Annotated in this window: 23 protein-coding genes; 15 read left to right on the plus strand and 8 right to left on the minus strand. The window is 59.8% G+C overall.

The features are described from left to right. Positions 1–100: 100 nt before the first annotated feature. Complete coding sequence (gene lysM / locus NMB39_RS27295; RefSeq protein WP_043047371.1) at positions 101–541, minus strand: peptidoglycan-binding protein LysM; 441 nt, start codon at positions 539–541, stop codon at positions 101–103. 244 nt (positions 542–785) lie between these two features. On the opposite strand from lysM, the gene fdhD reads away from it, so the two are divergent. The 3 genes from fdhD (at position 786) to NMB39_RS27310 (ending at position 4,771) form a co-directional block, all read left to right on the plus strand. Beyond that, positions 786–1,625: a formate dehydrogenase accessory sulfurtransferase FdhD gene (gene fdhD / locus NMB39_RS27300; protein ID WP_057024752.1), complete on the plus strand. Its 840-nt coding sequence runs from the start codon at positions 786–788 to the stop codon at positions 1,623–1,625. Next, positions 1,622–3,970 (plus strand): FdhF/YdeP family oxidoreductase, encoded by a 2,349-nt coding sequence (locus tag NMB39_RS27305; protein WP_046070432.1) that lies wholly within the window; start codon positions 1,622–1,624, stop codon positions 3,968–3,970. Before fdhD ends, NMB39_RS27305 begins: the two co-directional genes overlap by 4 nt. 318 nt (positions 3,971–4,288) lie before the next feature. Beyond that, on the plus strand, positions 4,289–4,771 hold the full coding sequence (locus NMB39_RS27310; protein ID WP_057024754.1) for a glycine zipper domain-containing protein: 483 nt from the start codon (positions 4,289–4,291) through the stop codon (positions 4,769–4,771). 89 nt (positions 4,772–4,860) lie between these two features. On the opposite strand, the gene NMB39_RS27315 is transcribed toward NMB39_RS27310, so the two are convergent. Then, positions 4,861–5,292, minus strand: a complete 432-nt coding sequence (locus tag NMB39_RS27315) for an acyl-CoA thioesterase (protein ID WP_057024755.1) — start codon at positions 5,290–5,292, stop codon at positions 4,861–4,863. A gap of 12 nt (positions 5,293–5,304) precedes the next feature. After that, a complete protein-coding gene (locus tag NMB39_RS27320) occupies positions 5,305–7,242 on the minus strand; it encodes a RecQ family ATP-dependent DNA helicase (protein WP_494339822.1) in 1,938 nt (645 codons plus the stop codon). Between the two features lie 289 nt (positions 7,243–7,531). Here NMB39_RS27320 and NMB39_RS27325 point away from each other — a divergent pair, with 289 nt between their 5' ends. The 4 genes from NMB39_RS27325 (at position 7,532) to NMB39_RS27340 (ending at position 9,731) form a co-directional block, all read left to right on the plus strand. Then, positions 7,532–7,702: a YhfG family protein gene (locus tag NMB39_RS27325; protein ID WP_005783831.1), complete on the plus strand. Its 171-nt coding sequence runs from the start codon at positions 7,532–7,534 to the stop codon at positions 7,700–7,702. Continuing rightward, positions 7,702–8,301 (plus strand): putative adenosine monophosphate-protein transferase Fic, encoded by a 600-nt coding sequence (locus NMB39_RS27330; RefSeq protein WP_057024757.1) that lies wholly within the window; start codon positions 7,702–7,704, stop codon positions 8,299–8,301. Before NMB39_RS27325 ends, NMB39_RS27330 begins: the two co-directional genes overlap by 1 nt. A 110-nt stretch (positions 8,302–8,411) precedes the next feature. Further along, a complete protein-coding gene (locus NMB39_RS27335) occupies positions 8,412–8,768 on the plus strand; it encodes a DUF1493 family protein (RefSeq protein ID WP_057024758.1) in 357 nt (118 codons plus the stop codon). 99 nt (positions 8,769–8,867) lie between these two features. After that, positions 8,868–9,731, plus strand: coding sequence for a DMT family transporter (locus NMB39_RS27340; protein WP_231989006.1), 864 nt, complete (start codon positions 8,868–8,870; stop codon positions 9,729–9,731). A gap of 57 nt (positions 9,732–9,788) precedes the next feature. On the opposite strand, the gene NMB39_RS27345 is transcribed toward NMB39_RS27340, so the two are convergent. Next, positions 9,789–11,330, minus strand: coding sequence for a phosphoenolpyruvate carboxykinase (locus tag NMB39_RS27345; RefSeq protein ID WP_043047381.1), 1,542 nt, complete (start codon positions 11,328–11,330; stop codon positions 9,789–9,791). A gap of 179 nt (positions 11,331–11,509) precedes the next feature. Further along, positions 11,510–12,412, minus strand: a complete 903-nt coding sequence (gene hslO / locus NMB39_RS27350) for an Hsp33 family molecular chaperone HslO (protein ID WP_046070424.1) — start codon at positions 12,410–12,412, stop codon at positions 11,510–11,512. Between the two features lie 124 nt (positions 12,413–12,536). Between hslO and NMB39_RS27355 the strand changes: the two genes are divergently transcribed. Further along, the gene (locus NMB39_RS27355; protein WP_494339821.1) at positions 12,537–13,340 is read left to right on the plus strand and encodes a phosphatase PAP2 family protein; all 804 of its coding nucleotides are present in this window, start codon (positions 12,537–12,539) and stop codon (positions 13,338–13,340) included. 75 nt (positions 13,341–13,415) lie between these two features. Here NMB39_RS27355 and NMB39_RS27360 read toward each other — a convergent pair whose 3' ends face one another. Beyond that, positions 13,416–13,823, minus strand: coding sequence for an RNA-binding S4 domain-containing protein (locus tag NMB39_RS27360; protein ID WP_056847212.1), 408 nt, complete (start codon positions 13,821–13,823; stop codon positions 13,416–13,418). Positions 13,824–13,939: 116 nt separating this feature from the next. Here NMB39_RS27360 and rimA point away from each other — a divergent pair, with 116 nt between their 5' ends. From rimA to rimK, 3 genes are read left to right on the plus strand one after another with little or no spacing between them, the layout of a single operon-like run. Further along, a complete protein-coding gene (rimA, locus tag NMB39_RS27365) occupies positions 13,940–14,719 on the plus strand; it encodes a S6 modification regulatory phosphodiesterase RimA (protein ID WP_057024762.1) in 780 nt (259 codons plus the stop codon). A 13-nt stretch (positions 14,720–14,732) separates the two neighbouring features. After that, positions 14,733–15,215, plus strand: a complete 483-nt coding sequence (rimB, locus tag NMB39_RS27370; protein ID WP_043047386.1) for a retropepsin-like aspartic endopeptidase RimB — start codon at positions 14,733–14,735, stop codon at positions 15,213–15,215. Then, the gene (gene rimK / locus NMB39_RS27375; RefSeq protein ID WP_003187674.1) at positions 15,212–16,117 is read left to right on the plus strand and encodes a 30S ribosomal protein S6--L-glutamate ligase; all 906 of its coding nucleotides are present in this window, start codon (positions 15,212–15,214) and stop codon (positions 16,115–16,117) included. Before rimB ends, rimK begins: the two co-directional genes overlap by 4 nt. 75 nt (positions 16,118–16,192) lie before the next feature. On the opposite strand, the gene NMB39_RS27380 is transcribed toward rimK, so the two are convergent. Continuing rightward, positions 16,193–17,506: an ATP-binding protein gene (locus tag NMB39_RS27380; protein WP_043047387.1), complete on the minus strand. Its 1,314-nt coding sequence runs from the start codon at positions 17,504–17,506 to the stop codon at positions 16,193–16,195. Positions 17,507–17,623: 117 nt separating this feature from the next. Then, positions 17,624–18,364, minus strand: a complete 741-nt coding sequence (ompR, locus tag NMB39_RS27385; protein ID WP_043047388.1) for an osmolarity response regulator transcription factor OmpR — start codon at positions 18,362–18,364, stop codon at positions 17,624–17,626. 358 nt (positions 18,365–18,722) lie between these two features. Between ompR and NMB39_RS27390 the strand changes: the two genes are divergently transcribed. The 4 genes from NMB39_RS27390 to tauA all read left to right on the plus strand — a co-directional run bounded on the left by NMB39_RS27390 (position 18,723) and on the right by tauA (position 24,428). Continuing rightward, positions 18,723–21,047, plus strand: coding sequence for a Tex family protein (locus NMB39_RS27390; protein WP_494339820.1), 2,325 nt, complete (start codon positions 18,723–18,725; stop codon positions 21,045–21,047). Continuing rightward, a complete protein-coding gene (locus NMB39_RS27395) occupies positions 21,047–21,430 on the plus strand; it encodes a PaaI family thioesterase (protein ID WP_057024764.1) in 384 nt (127 codons plus the stop codon). Before NMB39_RS27390 ends, NMB39_RS27395 begins: the two co-directional genes overlap by 1 nt. Positions 21,431–21,644: 214 nt before the next feature. Next, on the plus strand, positions 21,645–23,228 hold the full coding sequence (gene gshA, locus NMB39_RS27400) for a glutamate--cysteine ligase (protein ID WP_494339819.1): 1,584 nt from the start codon (positions 21,645–21,647) through the stop codon (positions 23,226–23,228). A 222-nt stretch (positions 23,229–23,450) separates the two neighbouring features. Further along, positions 23,451–24,428 (plus strand): taurine ABC transporter substrate-binding protein, encoded by a 978-nt coding sequence (gene tauA / locus NMB39_RS27405; protein WP_057024766.1) that lies wholly within the window; start codon positions 23,451–23,453, stop codon positions 24,426–24,428. The last annotated feature ends 6 nt before the right edge of the window (positions 24,429–24,434 follow it).

Below are 24,434 nucleotides of genomic sequence, written 5' to 3' on the forward strand. Positions count from 1 at the left end.
GGGAGGGGGCTTGCTCCCGATGGCGGTGTATCAGCCAAGTATCAGGTGACTGAACCACCGCCATCGGGAGCAAGCCCCCTCCCACATTTTGTTCTGCCTATTACTCAGGAATACGCAGTGTCTGGCCTGGGTAGATCTTGTCCGGGTGCGACAACAGTGGTTTGTTGGCCTCGAAGATCTTGTTGTACTGGTTGGCGTTACCGTACACCGCCAGGGAAATCGCGCTGAGGGTGTCGCCCTTTTTCACCACGACGAAACGAGCAGCGGCAACCGCAGGGCCCGATACAGTGATCTGATCATCCACGCTCGCCACACCAGCAATGTTGCCCAACGCCAACAGAATCTTCTCTTTCTCTTCCTGCGTAGCAACTTCACCAGTCACCGTGACCTTGTCGCCATCCACCGTGGTCTGCACGTTTGGATTACCCAGGCCCACCTTGCTCACATGCTCCTTCAACTGCTCACTCGCATTCGCATTACCCGGCGTCAACAGGTCGACAATCTTTTCGCCGGCTTCTTTGATAAAACTGAAAATACTCATGGTGCGCTCTCCTTGGGATTTAATTTCCAGATGCCCAAGACTAGACCAGTCCTACAGACTTGGGTTCCAGATCCACCAAAGACTCAAAAGTATTGAATTCACTCACCCTTGGAATAAGCCCGCAGTGAAGCGGCGATTCCACCGTGATCGACGCCATCTATCAACAGATCAATACTGGCAATTAGACGCGACCCTTTGTCGCGCCTAGTCTAAACACTGACCCATCCGCCGGTGGTACTGCCCCATGAACGCCAAGCGCCCAACCTGCGCGGCGCCCGCACTCGAAACGACCGCGCCCGTCGCCAGCCAGAGCTATCAATATTGCAATCTTGGACACACAGAAATCGCCAGTACTGCACTGGCCGAAGAGGTGGCGTTGGCGATTGCCTATAACGATATCAGCCAGGCGGTGATGCTGGTGACGCCCACGGACCTGGAAGACTTCATTGTCGGCTTCAGCCTCGGCAGCGGCATTATCACCGACGTCAGCGACATCTATGACCTGAAGATCAGCGGCTGCGGCTCTGCCCAATATGCTCAGGTGCAGATTTCCAGCCGTGCATTCTGGAACCTCAAGCAGCAGCGCCGCCAATTGGCGGGCACCAGCGGTTGCGGCCTGTGCGGAGTAGAAGCGGTTGAACAGGCACTGCCCGACCTGCAAGTGCTGCCCGGCGCGCCCTTGCCGCCCGCCGAATGGCTCGATGGCCTGCGCCAGCGCATCAGTGCATTCCAGCCTCTGGGCCAGTACAGCGGCGCGGTGCATGCGGCGGTGTTTATGAACAATCAGGGCGAATTGCTGGTGGGTCGCGAAGACATCGGCCGGCACAACGCCCTGGATAAATTGATCGGCGCCTTGGTCCGCGCAAACATCCCGACCAACGGCGGCCTGGCGATTGTCACCAGTCGCTGCAGCCTCGAATTGATCCAGAAAGTCCTGCGCGCCGGCATCCAGACGCTGGTCAGCCTGTCCTCGCCCACCGGCTTGGCCCTTCAATGGGCACGTCGGCACAACCTCAATCTCATCCACCTGCCGCAGAAAAGCGCGCCGCGGGTTTACAGCCCAGCGATGGAGTACCAGCCATGAGCCTTCACCACCAAGCCGACCAAACCCCAACCCCGCGCTACAAGCCTTATAAAGGCCCGGCTGGCGGCTGGGGCGCGCTGATCAGCGTAGCGCAAGCCTGGTTGACCAGTGACAATGCGCTGAAAAACATCCGCATGATGCTCAAGACCAACCAGAACGGCGGTTTCGATTGCCCGGGCTGCGCCTGGGGCGACTCGCCGGAAAGCGGCATGGTCAAGTTCTGCGAAAACGGCGCAAAAGCGGTCAACTGGGAAGCCACCAAGCGCCGCGTCGATGCGGCGTTTTTCGCCAAGCACAGCGTCACAGCCTTGCTGGAGCAAAGCGACTACTGGCTGGAATACCAGGGCCGCCTGACCGAGCCGATGCGCTATGACACCGCGACCGACCGCTACATGCCCATCAGTTGGGAAGCGGCCTTCGACCTGATCGGCAAGCACCTCAACGCACTGCCCAGCCCGAACATGGCCGAGTTCTACACCTCGGGCCGCGCCAGCAACGAAGCCGCCTACCTGTACCAGTTGTTTGTACGCGCCTACGGCACCAACAACTTCCCGGACTGCTCGAACATGTGCCACGAGGCCAGCGGCGTAGCCCTGGCCCAGAGTGTGGGCGTGGGCAAAGGCACCGTGACCTTTGACGACTTCGAACATGCCGACGCTATTTTCGTCTGGGGCCAGAACCCCGGCACCAACCATCCGCGCATGCTTGAACCGCTACGCGAGGCGGTGAAACGCGGCGCCCAGGTGGTGTGTATCAACCCACTGAAAGAGCGCGGTCTGGAACGCTTCCAGCATCCGCAACATCCGCTGGAAATGCTCACCAACGGTGACAAGCCAACCAATACCGCCTACTTCCGCCCCGCGTTGGGCGGCGACATGGCCATCCTGCGTGGCATGGCCAAGTTTCTGCTGCTGTGGGAACGCCAGGCCCTGGCCGAAGGCACGGAAGCGGTGTTCGACCATGATTTCCTCAACGAGCACACCACCAACGTACTGGAGTACCTGGGCCAGATTGACGACACGTCATGGGAAGAAATCGTCGAGCAATCCGGCCTGACCTTGGTTGAAATCGAGCAAGCGGCGCGCATGTACGCCAAAGGCAAGAACGTGATCATGTGCTGGGCGATGGGGATTACCCAGCACCGCCACTCGGTACCGACCATCCAGGAAATCGCCAACCTGATGCTGCTGCGCGGCAATATCGGCCGCCCCGGCGCCGGCCTGTGCCCTGTGCGGGGCCACAGTAACGTGCAGGGCGATCGCACCATGGGCATCAATGAACGCCCACCGGTAGCCTTCCTTGACGCGCTGGAGCGTCGCTTCCAGTTCCAGGTGCCACGCGACAGCGGCCACAACGTGGTGGAGGCGATTCACGCCATGCTCGAAGGCCGCTCCAAAGTGTTTATCGGCCTGGGCGGCAACTTTGCCCAAGCCACACCAGACAGCCTGCGCACCTTCGAAGCGTTGCGCAATTGCGACCTGACCGTACAGATCAGCACCAAGCTCAACCGCAGCCACCTGATGCACGGTAAAGACGCGCTGATCCTGCCGTGCCTGGGACGTACCGATATCGACATCCAGGCCGACGGCCCGCAAGCGGTGACGGTGGAGGACTCGTTCAGCATGGTCCATGGCTCCAACGGCCAACTGCAACCGCTGTCGGCGCAGATGAAGTCTGAACCTGCGATCCTGGCCGGGATTGCCGCCGCCACCTTGGGCAGCAAACCGGTGGACTGGAATTGGCTGGTGGCCGATTACGGGCGCATTCGCGACCTGATTGCCGACACCATCCCGGGCTTCAAGGACTTCAACGAGCGCATCAAGCACCCAGGGGGGTTCTACCTTGGCAACTCGGCCGGTGCACGCCGCTGGAACACACCATCGGGCCGCGCCAACTTCCGCCCGAACATCCTGCCCAAGGACCTGATCCACGAACGAACCCATGCCACGGGCCGGGTGCCGGACCTGATCATGCAGTCGATGCGCTCCCACGATCAGTACAACACCACCATCTATGGCCTGGACGACCGTTACCGCGGGGTCAAGGGCCAGCGTGACGTGCTGTTCGTCAATGAAGCCGACATCATCCGCCTGGGCTTCAAGCCAGGGCAGAAGGCTGACATCGTGTCGTTGTGGGAGGATGGCCGTGAGCGCCGTGTGAAGGGCTTTACCTTGCTGGCGTTTGATATTCCGGCGGGGCAGGCAGCGGCGTACTACCCGGAGGTGAATCCACTGGTGCCGCTGGAAAGCACTGGCGAGGGTAGCCACACGCCGACGTCGAAGTTCGTCGCGATCCGTCTAGAAGCCGCAAGTGACAGCGGGCTGATCATGGCACGCTCGGCCTGACTTGATCCGAACTATTCGTTGCTTGAACCACCGCTGTCGCGGGCAAGCCCCCTCCCACACTTGGAATGCATTTCAAATATGGGAGGGGGACTTGAGGCCAGCACAGTCACGACAGATTCTGCGGGCACAAAAAAGGCCGCTTTTGCATAAAAGCGGCCGTTCCGAAGTAACTAAAGACCTGTAAAAACAACTTAAGTTCCCGATAAAAAACAGTAACTTAGCAAATTGTATACAACCTCTGCCGCCGGTCGGATTTCGATTGTCAGCGTCTCGATACAACCTCAGGATCGCGCCGTCATCCCCTTGAGGTTTCCCTGAATGAAGTTTTCCTCGATTCTCTTGTTGTCCCTTGGCCTGGTCAGTGGCGCAGCCATGGCCGGTGGCACCACCGAAGCCGGTGTAGGCGGCGCATTGGGCGGGGTTCTAGGTTCTGTTGTCGGCCAACAGTTGGGCGGCAACACCGGCTCGACCATTGGCGCAGCCCTGGGCGGCGCGGGCGGCAGTGCGGTCGGTGCCGACAAGCGTAGCCGAGGCGAAGCCGCCATTGGCGGCGCATTGGGCGCAGCCGGTGGCAACGTCGTGGGCCGCAGTGTCGGCGGCAGCACCGGCGCACTGATCGGCTCTGCGGCCGGCGGTGGTGCAGGTGGCGCATTGGGCAACTACATGGGTAACGACAGTGATCGTGACGACCGCCGTTATCGCGATCGCGACCGTGACGACCGTCGTTACTACCGCGATGGCCACCCAGGCCGCGGCCATGCCTATGGGCATCGCAAGAACAAGCACCGTTATCGCGACTGATAAATACGTGACCTGACGAACACAGCACCTGTGTGGGAGTGGCGGTACGCCCCTCCCACATTTGCTTCAGCGGCGTTTGCCAAATAGCGTCAAACCACCAGTCGCTGCAACACCTCACGCAACACGGCCGGAATCGGCACCGGCTGGTTCGACGCCCGATCCACAAACACATGCACAAAGCGCCCCGCAGCGCAGGCCTCTTCTTCGCCGGCCTTGAACACCGCCAGCTCATACTGCACCGAACTATTACCCAGCTTGCCCACTCGCATGCCGATTTCAATGCGCTCGGGAAATGCAATCGACGCAAAATAATCGCACGCCGAACTCACCACGAACCCCACCACCTCACCGTCGTGAATATCCAGCCCGCCCTGTTCGATCAGGTAGGTATTCACCGCCGTATCGAAAAAGCTGTAGTAGGTGACGTTGTTCACATGCCCATAGGCATCGTTGTCATGCCAGCGCGTGGTGATTGGCTGGAAGTAACGGTAATCGGCGCGCAGGAGCGTTGAGTCAGGCATCGGCAAGTCTCGTCAGAGTAGGTTTAATTGAGTGTGAGCCCAGTCACGCACCTCGGCGTAAGGGTAGTCCTCCAGCGCGGCAAAACCGGGAATGCCCCGCACCTTCAACTTGGTAAACAACGGCACGCTGATACCGCCGAGAAACCGCGTCAGCCGCTCGGCACCGGGTAGCTCGCCAGTGTGCTCATGATGCCTGTGGATAAAATCGCCGCACAGCCCCATGAAGCTTTTATCCACAAGTGGCGGCAGGCTTGGCGGAGACGGCAGATACGCGACATGGCCGTGGCACACCGAACAATGCCCACAACGCTGGGGAGCGTTTTCATCACCGAAGTACTGCGCCAGGCGTTGCCCCAGGCAGTGTTCGGTGGCGAACAGGTCGAGCATGGCGTGAATCCGCGCTACCTCCGTCACTTCATGCTGCTTGAAGCCTGTGTATAACTCGGCGCTCAATACCCGTGGATCGAAATCGGTGTCGAGCAGGCTGTAGACCTCGGTCATCTGTTTGCTTTCCAGCTCGATCAAGCCCTGCTCCTGGAAGTAATCCAGCGCCTTTACCACCCTGCTGCGCTCGGCATTGTGCTGTTGATAAAGCGCCTCGAAATCCACCGTTGCCCAGGTTTTCGCACGCTTGCACACCTGGATGATCGCAGCGACAAACTGCTGACGCTCACCGGAAAACCGTGCGAGCAAAGCGTCGGGCTCGATCAGGTACTTGAAACGGTATTCGGCATAAAACGCATAGCGCGGTGCGATCACGCCCTTGAGCTCCAATTGCACCAGCAGCGTCTTGAGCGGCAGCTCGCGAATATTGCTGTGATCGGACAGCGACCTGAGCAGGAACTCCCACTGCCCTTCGCTGCGTGCGGCCTGCAACTCCTCGAGGACACGGCCAATGCCCTCTTGCTCCGGCGTGTCGCCGTAGACGAAATTTTCCAGCACATTGAGGCTGTCGCGATTGGCCAACACCAGGCAATCCGACGGCTGCCCGTCGCGCCCTGCACGGCCGATTTCCTGGCTGTAGTTCTCGATGGACTTTGGCAGGTCGAAGTGCACCACATTGCGGATATCGCTTTTATCGATGCCCATGCCGAACGCGATGGTTGCGACGATGCAATTGGAACGCCCACCCATGAAACGCTGCTGGATGCCCTCGCGTTTATCGTGGGGCAGCCCCGCGTGGTAAGCCTCGGCCTGAATGCCGTGGCGGTTCAGATGCTCGGCAATCTGCTCGGCGGTTTTTTGCAAAGTGACATAGACGATGCTCGGTTGGTTGGCCCGTTCCGTCATCCACTCAACCAACCTGCGGCGCTTGTGCTGGCCGCTGACCGGTTCCACCAGCAGGTTGAGGTTGGGCCGATAGAAGCCGGTGGTCACCACATCCCCGGGGGCAATCGCGAACTTGGCCTGCATGTCGGCGATTACCTTAGGCGTCGCCGTGGCCGTCAGCAGCAACGCTTGCGGGATATTGAACTGGCGCTGGTAGTCCGGCAGCTTCAAATAGTCCGGGCGGAAGTTGTGGCCCCACTCGGAGATGCAGTGCGCCTCGTCCACCACCAGCAGCGAGATCTGCACGCTGTGCAAAAAGTTACGGAAGCGCTCGTTCTTCAAGCGCTCCACGGAAATCATCAGGATTTTCAGCTCGCCCGAACGCGCACGAGCCATGACATCATTGGCGTCATCGCGGCTCTGGGCCGAATCGATACTGCCCGCCGAAATACCGTGGCGCTGCAGGAAACCTAACTGGTCCTGCATCAGTGCCAGCAAGGGCGACACCACTAGCGTCAGGTGCGGCAGCAACACCGCCGACAGCTGATAACACAGGGACTTGCCCGACCCCGTAGGGAAAATGGCCGCGGCGGAGCGCCCAGCCAGGACGGCGCTGACCGTTTCTTCCTGGCCCAAGCGAAACTGTGGATAACCGAAGACCTGCCGGAGGGTGTCGTGCATAAGGCTGTCACTCCATTGACCGCTGGGTTGGCTCAAAAACATAGCCTGGGAAACTCAGCGAATCGAGAAAGGTCGCAAGGAAAAAAGAGACAGAATGATACACAGGGCGAAGGATGGCCCAGGGCCGAAGTGGGACTTTTCCTAGGAAATAGCAGGAAGCGCCAGAATCGAATGTAGGGTGCGGCCTTGCCCGCGTTCCCATGTCCAGGTTGTTGGTGGTTTTTTAACCTGCCTGTACGTTGATGCATTGCGCTACAATCAAAGCCTTGCTAACCAGGAGTACGCTGCAATGAGCGAACTGACGTTTGAGCAAAAACAGGATCACTATCATAAGATCCGCCGTTCCAATTACCTGGCCAGCCTGCGCCTGGAAGGGTTCGATACCCAACCGGCCGATGTCGACAAGCCCCTGCCGACCCGCGAAGCCGTCCTGGCCAAGTACCGCAACACCTCCCGCTGATGCTCGACAAATACGGGGTGGGCCAGGACCCGTACTGCTACCCCGGTAGCAGCGTCCTGCGCAACCGCCTCGATTTGCTCGATGAAGCACGCCTGCATCAGGCCGAGCGAGAGTTATCCGAAATTGCAGTAGGCAACCTTCCGCTCTTTCCGCCGCCCTACGACCTCGAACGTCTGCAACACATTCACCGCATCCTGTTCGGCGACATTTATGACTGGGCTGGCGAACTGCGCAGCGTCAACATCCAGAAAGGTGACACGCTGTTCTGCACTCCGGAGCGTATCCCACCGGAAGCTGCAAAAATCATTCAACGCATGCTGGAAGCCAATTGGTATGTCGGCGCATCCCAGGCCGATCTCGTCCACCAAATCGCTGAAGCTTATGGCGATCTGAATGTCATCCATCCCTTCCGCGAAGGCAATGGACGGGCACAGCGGATCCTGTTTGAGCAGATCATCGTGAATGCGGGGTTTTCGGTGAACTGGTGGCTGGTGAAACACGCGGCATGGATACCGGCGAATATTGATGCGGTGGCGTGTGACTATCGGGGACTGGAGGCGATTTTTGGGCGGTGTATCAGTAAGCCTCTCAGTGTCTGATCGAAGCGCGAACGATTAAACTATCTGTTTATTGCCCGATAACAAACTCACTTCTAAGCCACTGACCACCTGAACGCGACAGCCCCCTCACCCACTCCTACGTACCCACCATGAACCTGGCCCCCAACTTCCCCGAAGATCCTGTCATGCAGCAACTCCTGCAATTGCTGCATGAAGAATTCAGTCTGCCGAAACACAAGACCATCAGCCTGCAAACCTCGCTCAACTTCGACCTTGCTTGCGATGGCGTTGAGGCCAAGCAATTCATGGAGGCGCTGGAACAGGATTTCGGGGTCGACCTAAGCGACTACGACGCTTATCGTTACTTTCAGCCGCCGGTATTCGACGTATTCTTGAAGCGACGCGCCAAAGGCCGTGGCGACAAAATACCGCTGACCATCGGCATGCTCTACCTGGCGAGCAAGACCCTCAGGTGGGACACGCAGACCTTGGAAAACCTGAGCTGATCCCAAGAGCACTGAGATCCAAATGTGGGAGGGGGCTTGCCCCCTTCCACATTGGTTCTGCGCTAATCTGGCGAGCGGTATGCATAACAAGGACCTTACATGGACGTACTAATGGGCCTGCTGGCCGCCCTGCTCTGGGGTGGCACGGACTTTCTGGTGGGCCTCAATGCCCGCGCCGTTGGCGTTAAACGCGCGGTGTATTTCGGCCAAGCCCTCGGCTTTCTGATTATGACTTTGCTGCTGGTCATATTCCCGACCTACCTTTTCAAATCCCTCGATGCTCCGTTAAGCGTCTGGCTCCTGGGCATCGCTGCCGCCCTGCTGACCGTTTCCGGTGCCCTCGCACTGTCCAAGGCGTTCGCCTTGGGCAAAGCCGCCATCGTCGCGCCATTGGTCACTTCTTATGGTGTAGTGACCACCCTGCTGTCCTGGGCCAGCGGTGAGCACATCAGCCTGATACAACTGGGCTGCATCGCCCTGTGCGTGATTGGCGTGGTCCTGTCCAGCATCCACAAGGAAAACGGCACGCCCCACAACAACCCGCGCCTGTCCATCGCCTACGCCATGCTCGCAGCAACGCTGTACGGCACCAGTTTCTGGCTGCAAGGTCGCTACACACTGCCGGCGCTGGGGCCGATAACGATGTTGTGGTTGGGGTACCTGGTGGGCCTATGCGTGCTGGTGGTGATGGTGCTGAAGATCAAGGACGGCCTGAAGATCCCACCGCTGAAAAATTGCGCGACGTTGACCGGAGCGAGCCTGATGAACCTCGGCGGGTTCTCGGCGTTTTCGTGGGGTGCGATGGCGGGGTCGGTATCGGTGGTGACGGTGATCAGTACACTATCGGGCGGTATTGCGGCGATCCTGGGGTTTGTGTTTTTCAAGGAGCGCTTGTCGGCGGTACAGGTGCTCGGGGTTGTGCTGGTGCTGGTCGGCGCGGTGCTGCTGCACATCGCCCACTAACCCTGCGCGCACAAAAAAGCCGCCTGTAGGAGGCGGCTTTTTCACAACAGCTAAGTCTTACAACTTAGGGCCCGCAGCCTTGATCGCATCGCTCACTTCAAACTTCTTGAAGTTCTCGATGAACAGGCCCGCCAGCGCTTTCGCAGCTTCGTCGTAGGCGGCTTTGTCAGCCCAGGTGTTACGTGGGTTCAGCAGGCCGGTTTCAACGCCCGGTACGGCCAATGGCACGTCGAGGTTGATGGTGTCGAGGTGTTCAGTCTGCGCACCGATCAACGCGCCGCTCTGGATCGCGGCGATCACGCCGCGAGTAGTCGGGATGTTGAAGCGTTTGCCGACGCCGTAGCCGCCGCCGGTCCAGCCGGTGTTGACCAGGTAGACCTTGGAGCCGAAACCACGGATACGCTTGATCAAAAGCTCTGCGTATTCACCGGCTGGGCGTGGGAAGAACGGCGCGCCGAAGCAGGTGGAGAAGGTCGACTTGATACCGCTGCCGGAACCCATTTCAGTCGAGCCCACCAACGCGGTGTAGCCGGACAGGAAGTGGTAGGCCGCTTGTTCTTCGCTGAGGATCGACACGGGCGGCAGTACGCCGGTCAGGTCGCAGGTCAGGAAGATCACCGCATTTGGCTCGCCGCCCAGGTTCTTCTCGGAACGCTTGGCCACGTGCTCCAGCGGGTAGGCGGCACGGCTGTTCTGGGTCAGGCTGACGTCAGCGTAGTCAGCGTGCTTGGCATCGTCGATCACCACGTTTTCCAGCACGGCACCGTGCTTGATGGCTTTCCAGATAACCGGTTCGTTCTTCTCGGACAGGTCGATGCACTTGGCATAGCAACCGCCTTCGATGTTGAACACCACGCCTTCGCCCCAACCGTGTTCGTCGTCACCGATCAGGTAACGGCTTTCGTCGGCAGACAGGGTGGTCTTGCCGGTGCCGGACAGGCCGAAGAACAAGGTCACGTCGCCTGCTTCGCCAATGTTGGCGGCGCAGTGCATCGGCAATACGTCGGAAGCTGGCAGCAGGAAGTTCTGCACCGAGAACATAGCCTTTTTCATTTCACCGGCGTAACGCATGCCGGCGATCAGCACTTTTTTCTGGGCGAAATTGAGGATCACGCAACCGTCGGAGTTGGTGCCGTCACGCTCTGGCACGCACTCGAAGTTGGCCACGTTGAGCACTTGCCACTCTTCACGACCGGCCGGATTGTACTGGGCCGGGTTGATGAACAGGCAACGACCGAACAGGTTCTGCCAGGCAGTCTGGGTGGTCATTTTCACGGCCAGGTAGTGGTCTTCGGAAGCACCTACATGCACGTGGGACACAAAATGCTCTTGCGCGTTATTGAACGCCTCGACGCGAGCCCACAGGGCATCGAACTTGTCGGCCGGGAACTTGCGGTTGATAGGGCCCCAGGCAATGGCGTCCTGGGTGGAAGGCTCTTCAACGATGAAACGGTCAACCGGCGAACGCCCGGTACGATGACCGGTTTCTACGACCAGCGCGCCAGTATCGGCAAGCACGCCTTCACCGCGCTGCAGGGCTTCTTTGACCAGATCGTCAACACTCAGATCGGTGTATACGGCGTTATTGGCTTGCGTCATGAGGTTCCCCGTCGGCCTATGGCCGAGTGCTCCAAACGTTTTGTAGTAGAAAGTTGCGCACTACTACCGCGAAAAAAGTGGGCCGGATTATGCCAGAAAAGCCCAAAAAGAGTAGGGCCCTCCCGTCAGAACGCCTCTAATCCGGCATTCGACAGGTAATTTACCTGTGCTTAAACGTTTTAGTGGCGGGTGTCGGAAGGGGTGTCGATACCTGCTCCGGCGAATAATTGGGCTACATCCGCGGCATCGAACAGATAACGCTCGTTGCAGAACTGGCAGTCGATCTCGATATGGCCGCCATGTTCCACCACCAGGTTTTGCGCATCTTCCAGGCCCAGGCTGACCAAGGCATTGGCCGAACGCTCGCGCGAGCAACTGCAATTGAAGCGCAGCCCCTGTGCATCGAACAGGCGCACGGCCTCTTCATGGTACAGGCGGTGCAGGATGGTTTCGTTGTCCAGGCCCAGCAGCTCTTCGGCCTTCAACGTGTCGGCCAGGGCGATGATATGCCGCCAGCTTTCAGCGCGATCATCGTCATCCTTGATGCGGTCGGCCGGCAGTTGTTGCACCAGCAAGCCACGGGAGCGCTTGCCGTCTGCGTTAAGCCAGAACTTGGTGCCCACTTGCTGGGACATCACGAAGTAGTTGGTGAAGCATTCCGACAGGGTTTTGCCATCAAGGTCGACGATGCCCTGGTAGCGCTGGCCTTCGGTCGGGTCGACAGTGAGGGCCAGTACGCCGTTGGGCATCAGGTCGGCCAGGGTGGCGTCCGCAGCGATCTGGTCCGCTTCATATCGGGCCAGGCCGCGGATTTCGCGCTCGCTGGAGCACTCGATCATCAGCATGGGAATCGGCCCTTCGGAGCGAGCCTGCAAGATCAGCAAGCCGTCGAACTTCATCGTGCCAACCAGCAGCGCCGCAGCGGCCATCAGCTCGCCGAGCAACTGCGCGACCGGCTCCGGATAGGCATGTTTAGCGAGGACTTCGGCATAGCTGCGCTCCAACGAGACCATCTCGCCGCGGGCGTCGCTCTCATCGAAGATAAAGCGTTGGGTGAAGTCGGTATCCGGTAGATCGGTCATAGGTCTGGGTATCTGAAGTGATGACAAAATGATTACAAGGTTTATAAAATTAAACGCTTTAGCACCATGTTGGTGCGACTTCTCCTGAAAACAAGGAGCTTAATAGAGCGATGAGGGACAGTTTATGAACAATCCGGGTTTGTTCCAAGCCAACTGGAACCTCCGGCGATGGGCTCTTTGCAATCTACTCGCTATCGGACTGCTGTGTTTTTGGCTCTGGCCCACGGGCCAGATGCTCTGTGTAATTTTCGACGAGTGGCTGTTTCATCTGCTCAATGATCCGCTGGCGACCAGCTCGACCTGGTTGCATGTGTGGGCCGTGGCCAGCCTGCGGCCATTTGATGCGGTGGTCGGCGTGATTTTGCTGGCGTTGCTGATTCGCGGCGATTGGGTGTTCAAGGCCGTGCAGGTGCGCCAGGCATTTTTTGGTTTTCTAGGCATTCTGCTGCTGTTGCTGTTTATCCGCATGCTGTTCTCCAAGCTCGCGGCCCAAATGGGCTGGCAACACAGTAGCCCGTCGATGGTGATCAGCGGCGCGATTCAAATGAGTGATTTTTTCCCTGGGCTGGAAAAAACCTGGGAGTTGAAGGACCGCTCAAGCCAGAGCTTCCCCGGCGATCACGCTTCGGTGCTGTTGATCTGGGGGATGTTCATGACGGTGTTTGCCAAGCGCGTCAGCCAGGTGCTGGTGATCTGGGGCCTGGCGCTGTTGTTCATGACGCCGCGACTGGTTGCCGGCGCACACTGGGGCCAGGATGACTACATCGGTGGGGTGCTGCTGGCGTTGTTGGCGCTGGGGTGGGGGTATTACACGCCGTTTGCAGCGAAGGTGTCGGAGTTCCTGTTGCGGATAACTGCGCCGGTGTTCGGGTTGCTGGGCAAACTGCCGGTGATCGGGCGATTGAGTGTCATGCGCACACCCTTTTAACACCGAAGGCTAAATGTGGAAGGGGCTTGCCCCCTCCCACATTTTTGATCCCCTTCGAGTTGGAGATTGGTGTAATCAGTCGTCGTTACCGCTGCCGCGAAACTTGAATAGATCACGGCGCTGCTTCTTGCTTGGCTTGCCATCGGTGGTCATGCCGGTCGCCCCGGCCTTGCGCATGGCCGCGGCGTTTTCGCGCTTGGCGATACTCGCTTCGGTCTCGGTGTACAGCGCCTGCGCTTCGGGTGCCCCACGGCGCACGGCAGAAAGCGCCTGCACCACGACAGTCTTTTCATCAAAACCTGTACGAATCTGAAACTCATCACCGATACGCGGCTCTTTGCCCGGTTTGCAGCGCTCGCCTCGATGGTGCACCTTGCCACTCTCGATAGCGGCCTTGGCAAGGGCACGAGTCTTATAGAACCGCGCCGCCCACAACCACTTGTCCAGCCGGACCTTTTCTTCCTCTTCCTGCTTTTGAGCCACTTGAATTCCTCGCTCTGAAAAATGTCGCAACTTTACCGTTGAAACCCTTCGACGCATAAACCCCAAGGCTCACCTAAGATACGCCAGGTAGTACCCTGATTTCGCGAGGTTCCGCTGTGACCGACTTTCCCGCTTCACTCACCTCGCCTGACCAGCGGTGCGTGGGTTGCCAGCAAAGCGAGCCCCTGGGCTTTGATTTCGCTTTCGCCTACCAGCCTATCGTAGACCTTCGGGATCACTCTATTTTCGCCCACGAAGCCCTGGTGCGGGGCACGCTAGGCGAAGGCGCGCTGTCGGTGCTGGAGCGGGTCAATGAAAGCAATCGGTATCGCTTCGACCAGCGCTGCCGCACCCAGGCTATTGCCGGGGCTTCTGCCCTGGGGATGCAAACCCGCCTGTCCATTAATTTCATGCCCAATGCCGTATACCGGCCTGAGCTGTGTATTCGCAGTACCCTGGAGGCGGCGCGGGCGCATAACTTTCCTTTGGACCGGCTGATTTTCGAGACCCTGGAACACGAGCACGTAGATAACTATCGCCATTTGACCAATATTCTGCGTGAATACCGCGAATTCGGCTTCATGACCGCCATCGACGATTTCGGCGCGGGCTATTCGGGGCTGAATCTGCTGGCTGATTTCCAACCTGACTTGATCAAGCTCGACATGGCACTGATCCGCGATGTCGATCAGGACCGTGTCCGCCAGGTGATCGTCCAGGGGATTGTCACAATCTGTGAGCAGTTGGGGGTTACTGTCATCGCCGAAGGTATCGAAAGTGCCGGCGAGCGCGACTTCCTGTTCGACTGTGGAATATTTCTGATGCAGGGCTACTGGTTCGCCAGGCCCGCATTCAAGGCCTTGGCCGAGGTTTCTCCTCAGGCCTGGGCGAATTAACCGGTTACCCATATTGAAGACATTTGACCATTTGACCGTTGTGGGTCTGCGTGAGTGGGTGGCACTACCCGACCTGGGAGTGGCGGGCCTGCGCGCGAAGATCGACACCGGTGCCAGTACCTCAAGCCTGCACGCCACCGATATCGAGCCCTTCGAGCGCGACGGTGAACAGTGGGTGCGCTTTACCGCGCACCTGGGCAGCGTGGTGCAGTTGCGTCACCGCCGCTGCGAAGCGCCCCTGGTGACGATGAAAACCATCAAGAGCTCCAACGGTCATGCGCAGGTGCGCTACGTGATCAGTACCACCCTGGCGCTGGGCGATCGGGTGTGGCGGGTGGAGTTCACCCTCGCCTGCCGCAAGGCCATGCGCTATCGCCTGCTGCTGGGTTCCAAAGCCTTGATTGACGGCCAATTGGTCGTCAGCCCCGGCGTCAAGTACGTTCAAGACAAGCCGGTGTTCCCGGTCTCCACTATTTCTGCCCCAGGTGCTGCATGAAGATTGCTGTGCTGTCGCGAAACCCGCGTCTGTATTCCACCCGCCGCCTGGTCGAGGCCGGCACCGAACGTGGCCATGAAATGGTGGTGATCGACACGTTGCGTGCCTACATGAACATTGCCAGCCACAAACCGCAGATCCACTACCGGGGCAAACCCCTGGAAGGCTTCGATGCGGTGATTCCGCGTATCGGCGCCTCGGTAACGTTTTATGGCTGCGCGGTATTGCGCCAGTTTGAAATGATGGGGGTGTTTCCCCTGAATGAATCCGTGGCCATTGCACGCTCGCGAGACAAACTGCGTTCGCTGCAACTGCTGTCGCGCCGGGGCATCGGCCTGCCGGTGACCGGGTTTGCCCACTCCCCGGATGACATCCCCGACCTGATCGAGATGGTCAATGGCGCGCCACTGGTGATCAAGGTGCTGGAAGGCACCCAGGGCATCGGCGTAGTGCTATGTGAAACTGCGACGGCGGCGGAGTCAGTCATCGAGGCATTCATGGGCCTCAAGCAGAACATCATGGTGCAGGAATACATCAAGGAAGCCGGCGGTGCGGATATCCGCTGCTTCGTGGTGGGCGACAAGGTGATTGCAGCCATGAAGCGCCAGGCCAAGCCCGGTGAGTTCCGCTCCAACCTGCACCGTGGCGGCAGCGCCAGCCTGATCAAGATCACCCCGGAAGAACGCATGACTGCGCTGCGGGCAGCCAAGGTGATGGGTTTGAGTGTAGCGGGCGTGGATATCCTGCGTTCCAACCATGGGCCGCTGGTGATGGAGGTGAACTCATCGCCCGGCCTGGAAGGGATCGAGACCACCACCGGCAAGGATGTGGCAGGGATCATCATTCAGCACTTGGAGAAGAATGGTGGGCCGAATATGACTCGGACCAAGGGCAAGGGCTAAAAGCCTATTTAGGCCCGACATAAAACCAATGTGGGAGGGGGCAAGCCCTCTCCCACATTTGATTTATGTCATCAGTCAGACCGCATCTCTAGGCAACATCAGCCCAAGCGGCAAGCGCACCCGCGCTTCCAGACCGCCTTCTTCACGGTTGCGCAGCTCCACATTACCGCCATGCATCGAGGCAATTCGCCGCACAATCGCCAGGCCCAAGCCCGTGCCCTTGCCGCCCCGGGCGCGGTCGCCACGGGTAAAGGGGTTGAAGATCCCCTCAAGTTCAGCCGGGTCGATCCCCGCGCCCCGGTCCATCACACTCAGCACTACGTAAGGTGCAGTACTGTCACCAGAGACATACGCCGCCACTTCCACATCGGAACCGGCATGATGCAAGGCATTGCCGATCAGGTTGTTCAGCAGGCGCTTCATCGATACCCGGCGCAATGCGAATGGCTGGATCGGCTCCAGACGCATACGAACCTGCTCGCCGTTCTGGTTATAGGGCGCAACCACCTCACGCACCAGGTCCGTCAGGTCGACTTCTTCCACCACCTCATCACGCCCATCGCGGATAAACGCCAGGAACTGGTCGAGAATGGCGTCCATGTCCTCGATGTCACGGACCATGTCATCGGTCAGGTCGGTATGGTCGCCCATCAACTCCAGGGACAAGCGAAGTCGCGTCAACGGCGTACGCAAGTCATGGGACACCCCCGCCAGCATCAGCTCCCGCTCGCGCCCAGCCTGTTCGACATCTTCCGCCATCTGGTTGAAGGCGCCGTACACCTCGGTCATTTCACTGGGCGTATCGCTGACCGGCAGGCGCACGCTGCGCCCCTGGCCTAATTGGCGGGCGGCAAACACCAGGCGCTTGAGAGGCTGGTTGAGTTGACGGACGAAAATCCACGCGGACGCTGTTGAAAGCAAGCCGATGGCCAGGAACCATCCCAGTACGTTCCAGATCTTCTGCCCACGCAGCGGGTGCGGGTACAGCGGAACCTTGATCCAGGCATCCCCCAGGCTCGGCGCTCGTACCCACAGTGCAGGCGAAACATGCATACGCAGGCGCACCTCGGTGTCGGCTCCCAGTTCGGCCTGCATCTGGCGCTGGTAGATCTCGCTGTAAGGCCAATGTTGCTCGCCTTCCGGCACGCCGGCCCCGTCAACCCGGGTCAAGGTCGACGCCTTGGCCACTTTTTCCCGGTTCTCAGGGTCTACAGCCCAATAACCACGCAACGTCAGGGCGACGCCATGGCTGTACTGCCGATCCACCAGCACGTCTTCGTTCATCAACAGATAAACCAGCGTGAGCGCCTTGGAAAACAGAACGACGATCAGCACCAGCCAAAGGGTGCGGGAAAAGAAACTTTGCGGGAACCACAGCGGGGTTTTCATAGATGAAAGCTGCACACCTTGCAGGAACGAACGGCGCTCGCAGAATTGCAGACGCCGGGCATCCCGTCGACCCTCATGGAGTCAAACGTCAGGATACCCGCCCCTGCAAATCATCGGTCACTTGGTAGCGGTGCCATCCGGCACGAACACATAACCCACACCCCACACCGTCTGGATGTACCGCGGCTTGGACGGGTCCGGCTCGATCATCCGGCGCAGTCGGGAGATCTGTACGTCGATGGAACGCTCCAGGGCGTCCCACTCCCGACCACGGGCCAGGTTCATCAACTTGTCACGGGTCAGCGGCTGGCGAGCGTTCATCACCAGGGCCTTGAGCACCGCGAATTCGCCGGTGGTGAGCATGTGCACTTCTTCGCCGCGCTTGAGCTCACGGGTGGCCAGAGACAGCTCGTAGTCGCCAAAGGTGACACTTTCGTCTTCGCTCCCCGGTGCGCCCGGCACAGGTGCTGCCTGGCGACGCAATACAGCCTTGACCCGCGCCATCAGCTCGTCAGGGTTGAACGGCTTGGCCAGGTAGTCGTCAGCGCCCAGTTCAAGGCCCTTGATACGACTCAGCTCATCGCCCTTGGCGGTGAGCATGATGATCGGAATCAGGTTGTTCGCACCGCGCAGGCGCTTGCAGGCAGTGAGGCCGTCTTCGCCGGGCAACATCAGGTCAAGTACCACCAGGTTGAAAACTTCACGCCCCAGCAGGCGATCCATCTGCTCGGTGTTCGGCACCGCGCGGGCACGGTAGCCCTTGGAGTTGAAGAACCGCTCCAGGAGGCTGCTCAGCCCCGGATCGTCATCAACGATGAGAATTTTTTCGCCTTCAGCAGTTTGTGCGGTGCTGCTCATTGGATGCTCCTCTTATCTCGGCGCGCATTATGGCGTAGCTGCCGTTATACGCACCGTGTGCATTGTTAGCAGATTTTTCATCTACTGCCAGCGAACCCACGCCCCTACCAGCTGCGGCGCAGTAGCCCCCAAGGGCAGAACGCTGGTTATAATGCGGCGCCTCCGTGCAGGGCAACGTCAGATCGTTACCGTTTGCTGCCGGGCTTTTTTTACCCGCTTGTCGTGACTTTTTCGATTTCGAGGGTCAATAGGCAGCCTCTTGACCCAGGCAGCGGCGCCAGTCGGGCCGCTCAACCAGCCTTGTCGGGCCTTGTTTTTACGGGCTGGCGAGCTGATTTTAAGAATTTCAGGTGGTTTTATGGACAGCATCAACAGCCGCATTGCCGAGGAACTCGGTGTACGCCCACAACAGGTCGAGGCGGCCGTCGCTCTACTGGATGAAGGCTCCACGGTGCCTTTCATCGCCCGTTACCGAAAAGAAGTGACCGGCAGCCTCGACGATACCCAATTGCGGCACCTGGAAGAGCGCCTGCGCTACCTGCGAGAACTCGACGAACGGCGTATCAGCATCCTCGCCAGTATCGAGGAACAGGGCAAGCTGACCCCTCAACTGGAACGCGACATCAAGCTGGCGGACACCAAGACCCGCCTAGAAGACCTTTACCTGCCGTATAAACAGAAACGTCGTACAAAGGGTCAGATAGCCCTCGAAGCCGGCCTGGGCGATCTGGCTGATGGCCTGTTCAACGATCCGTCGCTGACGCCGGAAAGCGAAGCCGCCCGCTTCATCGACGCTGAAAAAGGCGTCGCCGACATCAAGGCCGCCCTTGAGGGCGCCAAGTACATCCTGATGGAGCGCTTCGCCGAAAACGCCAGCCTCCTGGAAAAACTGCGTACCTACCTGAAGCAGGAAGCCATCCTCAGCGCCCGCGTCATCGCCGGCAAAGAGGAAGAAGGCGCCAAATTCCGCGACTACTTCGAGCACGACGAACCGCTAAAAAGCATGCCGTCCCACCGCGCCCTGGCGATTTTCCGCGGTCGCAACGAAGGTATTCTCAGCTCCTCGCTGAAAGTCGGCGACGAGCTACCGGGCGCCATGCACCCGTGCGAAGGCATGATCGCTCAACAATTCGGCATCCAGAATCAGAACCGTCCTGCGGACAAGTGGCTCGGTGAAGTCGTGCGCTGGACCTGGAAGGTCAAGCTCTACACTCACCTGGAAACCGACCTGCTCGGCGAACTGCGCGACGGCGCCGAAACCGAGGCGATCAATGTGTTCGCCCACAACCTGCACGACCTGCTGCTGGCCGCACCGGCCGGCCCGCGTGCCACCCTGGGCCTTGACCCGGGCCTGCGTACCGGTTGCAAGGTCGCCGTGGTCGACGCCACCGGCAAGCTGCTGGACCACGCCACCGTGTACCCCCACGTGCCACACAACAAATGGGACCAAACCCTGGCGATCCTTGCCGCCCTGTGCGCCAAGCACGCGGTGGACCTGATCGCCATCGGCAACGGCACCGCCAGCCGTGAAACCGACAAGCTGGCCGCCGAACTGATCAAGAAATACCCAGCCATGAAGATGACCAAGGTCATGGTCTCCGAGGCAGGCGCTTCGGTGTACTCGGCGTCGGAGCTGGCTTCCAAGGAATTCCCGGACCTCGACGTGTCGATCCGTGGCGCTGTCTCCATCGCCCGTCGCCTGCAAGACCCGTTGGCCGAGCTGGTGAAGATCGACCCTAAATCCATCGGTGTCGGCCAGTACCAGCACGACGTATCGCAGCTGAAACTGGCACGCGGCCTGGATGCCGTCGTGGAAGACTGCGTAAACGCCGTCGGCGTGGACGTGAACACCGCTTCCGTGGCGCTGCTGGCGCGCATTTCCGGCCTCAACGCGACCCTGGCGCAGAACATCGTCAGCCACCGCGACGAGAACGGCGCGTTCAAAACCCGTGCTGCGCTGAAAAAAGTCGCACGCCTGGGTGAAAAAACCTTTGAACAGGCTGCCGGCTTCCTGCGCGTGATGAATGGCGACAACCCGCTGGATGCCTCGGCAGTTCACCCGGAAGCCTACCCGCTGGTGCAGCGCATTGCCGCCGAGACCGACCGCGATATCCGCTCGCTGATTGGCGACGCCGCGTTCCTCAAGCGCCTGGACCCGAAGAAGTACACCGACGAAACCTTCGGCGTACCGACCATCACCGACATCCTGCAAGAGCTGGAAAAACCCGGCCGCGACCCACGCCCGGAGTTCAAGACCGCTGAGTTCCAAGACGGTGTTGAAGACCTCAAGGACCTGCAACCGGGCATGATCCTCGAGGGCGTGGTGACCAACGTGACCAACTTCGGCGCGTTTGTGGATATCGGTGTGCATCAGGACGGCTTGGTGCACATCTCCGCGCTTTCGGAGAAATTCATCAAGGACCCACGCGAAGCGGTGAAAGCCGGCGATGTGGTCAAAGTCAAGGTCATGGAAGTCGACATCCCGCGCAAGCGCGTTGGCCTGTCGATGCGCATGAGCGACACCCCTGGCGAGAAAATCGACGGCGCCCGTGGCGCGCGTCCGGGCTCGGCACCGCGCCAGTCGCAGAACAACGCGCCTCGCAAGGAAACCGCGACGGCCGCACCGAGCAACAATGCCATGGCATCGTTGTTTGCCAACGCCAAACAGCTGAAGAAACGCTGATGCAAATCCCGGCCGGTTTGACCCAGAGCGCGTTCAGCGAACTGATCGGCTGCCGCCTCCAGCGCCTGGACGAGGGCGTTGCCGAGGTGGCCCTGACCCTGGAGCCGCACCTGCGCAATCGCGCAGGCAAGCTCCATGGCGGGGCGATTTTCAGCCTGGTGGACATTACGATGGGCCTGGCCTGTTCCAGCGCCCACGGGTTCGACCAACAGAGCGCCACCATCGAATGCAAGATCAACTATATCCGCGCCGTGGAGGAAGGTGAGGTGCTTTGCACCAGCCGGGTGATCCACACCGGGCGGCGCACTTTGGTGGTCGAAGCCGACGTGTACCAAGGCGAAAGACTTGTCGCAAAAGCGCAGGGCACGTTCGCTGTCCTATAGCTCCTCACCCTCGATTTGAGTTAATTTCGGCGCTGCGATAACAGTGTCGGAATTTTCTCGCTGCGCTGTAGCCCAATTCATTGAGTGAAGTAGGCATATTCAGAGCGGGTTAAATCGACTCAGAACCAGGCGATCACGCCAGTTTCAACTTCACCCTTGTAGACCGTCCTGCCCACCCCCATATTGGGGCGACTGACGCGTGAAGGAATCCAACTTGAGCGAACTTCTCAACCGCCGCCTGGCCCTGCTCGGCAAGCGCGAACACCTCTCCCTGCTAGAGCAGTGCTTGCACGGCATCGAGCGTGAATGCCTGCGCGTCACCAGCGAGGGTCGCCTGGCGCAAACGCCGCACCCTGAAGCCCTGGGCGCTGCGTTGACCAACGAACAGATCACCACCGACTATTCGGAATCGCTGCTGGAGTTCATCACCCCAGCCCTGCCCGACCCGGCCGATACCTTGGGCAGCCTGGACAAGATCCATCGCTTTGCCTATAGCAAGCTGGGCAACGAATACCTGTGGAGCCCCTCGATGCCGTGCCCGTTGCCGGCCGAGGAAGATATTCCGATTGCCTACTATGGCACCTCCAATATCGGCCAGCTCAAGTACGTGTACCGCAAGGGCCTGGCCCTGCGATACGGCAAGACCATGCAGTGCATCGCCGGCATCCACTACAACTTTTCCCTGCCCGAACAGCTGTGGCCGTTGCTCAAGGAAGCCGATGGATTTGTCGGCACCGACCGCGACTACCAGTCCACCGCCTATATCGCGCTGATCCGCAATTTCCGTCGCTACAGCTGGCTGCTGATGTACCTGTTCGGTGCCTCGCCGGCCTTGGACGCCGGCTTCCTGCGCGGGCGTTCGCACCAGCTGGAAGTGCTCGACGCCGAGACTTTGTACCTGCCCTACGCCACCAGCCTGCGCATGAGCGACCTGGGTTACCAGAGCAACGCCCAGGCCGGCCTGACGCCGTGCTACAACGATTTGGCCAGCTACACCGACAGCCTGCGCGAAGCGGTGGCAACGCCCTACGCGCCATACGTCGAAGTCGGCACGCACAAGGATGGTGAGTGGGTGCAGCTCAACACCAACATCCTGCAGATCGAAAACGAGTACTACTCCAACATCCGTCCCAAGCGCGTGACCTACACCGGCGAGCGGCCGATCCAGGCGCTGATGGCCCGCGGTATCCAGTACATCGAAGTACGCTGCCTGGATATCAACCCGTTCCTGCCGATGGGTATTGACCTGCCGGAGTCGCGTTTCCTCGACGCGTTCCTGCTGTATTGCGCGTTGAACGACAGCCCGCTGTTTGCCAACAACGAGTGCGGCAACGCCACGTCCAACTTTCTCAGCGTGGTCAAGGAAGGTCGCCGTCCGGGCCTGCAATTGCAGCGCGAAGGTCAGGCGGTGGACATGAAGGAATGGGCTGCCGAGTTGCTGGAGAAGATTGCCCCCCTGGCCGCCCTGCTCGATGAGAGTCACGGCATCACCGAACACAGCGAGGCGCTGGATGCCCAGTTGGCCAAGGTCAAGGATTCGTCCCTGACGCCTTCGGCCCAGGTGCTGGCGGCGATGGCCGAGCGCAAGGAGAGTTTTGCGCAATTCTCCCTGCATCAGAGCGAGGTGCATGCCGAGTACTTCCGCCGTGAGCCGTTGGCTGCCCAAGAGCAGGCGCGCTTCGAAGAGCAGGCCCGCACATCGCTGGCACAGCAGGCGGAGCTGGAGCAGAACGAAGTGGGCGATTTCGATGTGTTTGTCGGGTCGTACCAGGCCAGTATCCTCGCCATCAGCAACTGATGGCTTGTATGGGAGGGGGCTTGCTCCCGATGGCGGTCTTTCAGTCAATCATCCAGTGACTGTCATTGCGCTATCGGGAGCAAGCCCCCTCCCACATTGGTCCCTCGCATGCGCAGAATTTGCTTCATAAGCTAATTCTAAAAAGTTATTTATTTTGTAGTTCTTAGATCATTTAGTCTCCTCACACGCCGAACCTCGGCCGCCTGATTGAGGAGCTTCCCCTTGAAACTGCTGACCCCTCTGCGCCTGTTGGCCGCGTTATCCCTGGCCGGTGCCAGCCTGTTTGCCCAGGCGGCGGACGTGACCATTGCTTATCAGACCACCGTCGACCCGGCCAAAGTCGCCCAAGCCGACGGCGCCTATGAAAAAGCCACCCATGCCAAGATCGACTGGCGCAAATTCGACAATGGCGCCGACATCATTGCCGCCATCGCCTCCGGCGACGTGCAGATCGGCTATCTCGGTTCCAGCCCGCTGACCGCCGCGATAACCCGCAAAGTCCCAGTAGAAACCTTCCTCATCGCGACCCAGATCGGCGGCGCCGAAGCGCTGGTGGCGCGTAACGGTTCGGGGATCAGCAGCCCCCAGGACCTGATCGGCAAAAAGATCGCCGTGCCCTTTGTGTCCACCGGCCACTACAGCCTGCTGGCTGCGCTGAAACACTGGAACATCGACCCGGCCAAAGTCACCATCCTCAACCTCGCCCCGCCGGCCATCATCGCCGCCTGGAAGCGCGGTGATATCGACGCCACCTACGTGTGGGACCCCGCCCTGGGCGTAGCCAAGGAAAACGGCAAGGTGCTGATCACCTCCGGCGAGCTGGCCAAGTTCGGCGCGCCGACTTTCGATGCCTGGATTGTGCGCAAAGACTTCGCCGAGAAGCACCCGGAAATCGTCACCGCCTTCGCCAAGGTCACCCTGGATGCCTACGCCGCCTACCGCAAAGACCCACAAGCCTGGCTCGCCGACACAGGCAACGTCGACAAACTGGTGAAACTCTCCGGCGCCAAGCCCAGCGATATCCCCTTGCTGCTGCAAGGCAACGTCTACCCGCTGGCCGCTGACCAGGTCACCCTGCTGGGCGCACCGACCATCCAGGCCGTCACCGACACCGCTGCGTTCCTCAAGGAACAAGGCAAGGTCGACGCCGTGCTGCCGGACTACGCCCCTTACGTCAGCGCCCAGTTCATCACCCACTGATTCAGG

The organism is Pseudomonas sp. FBCC-B545, assembly GCF_059134095.1.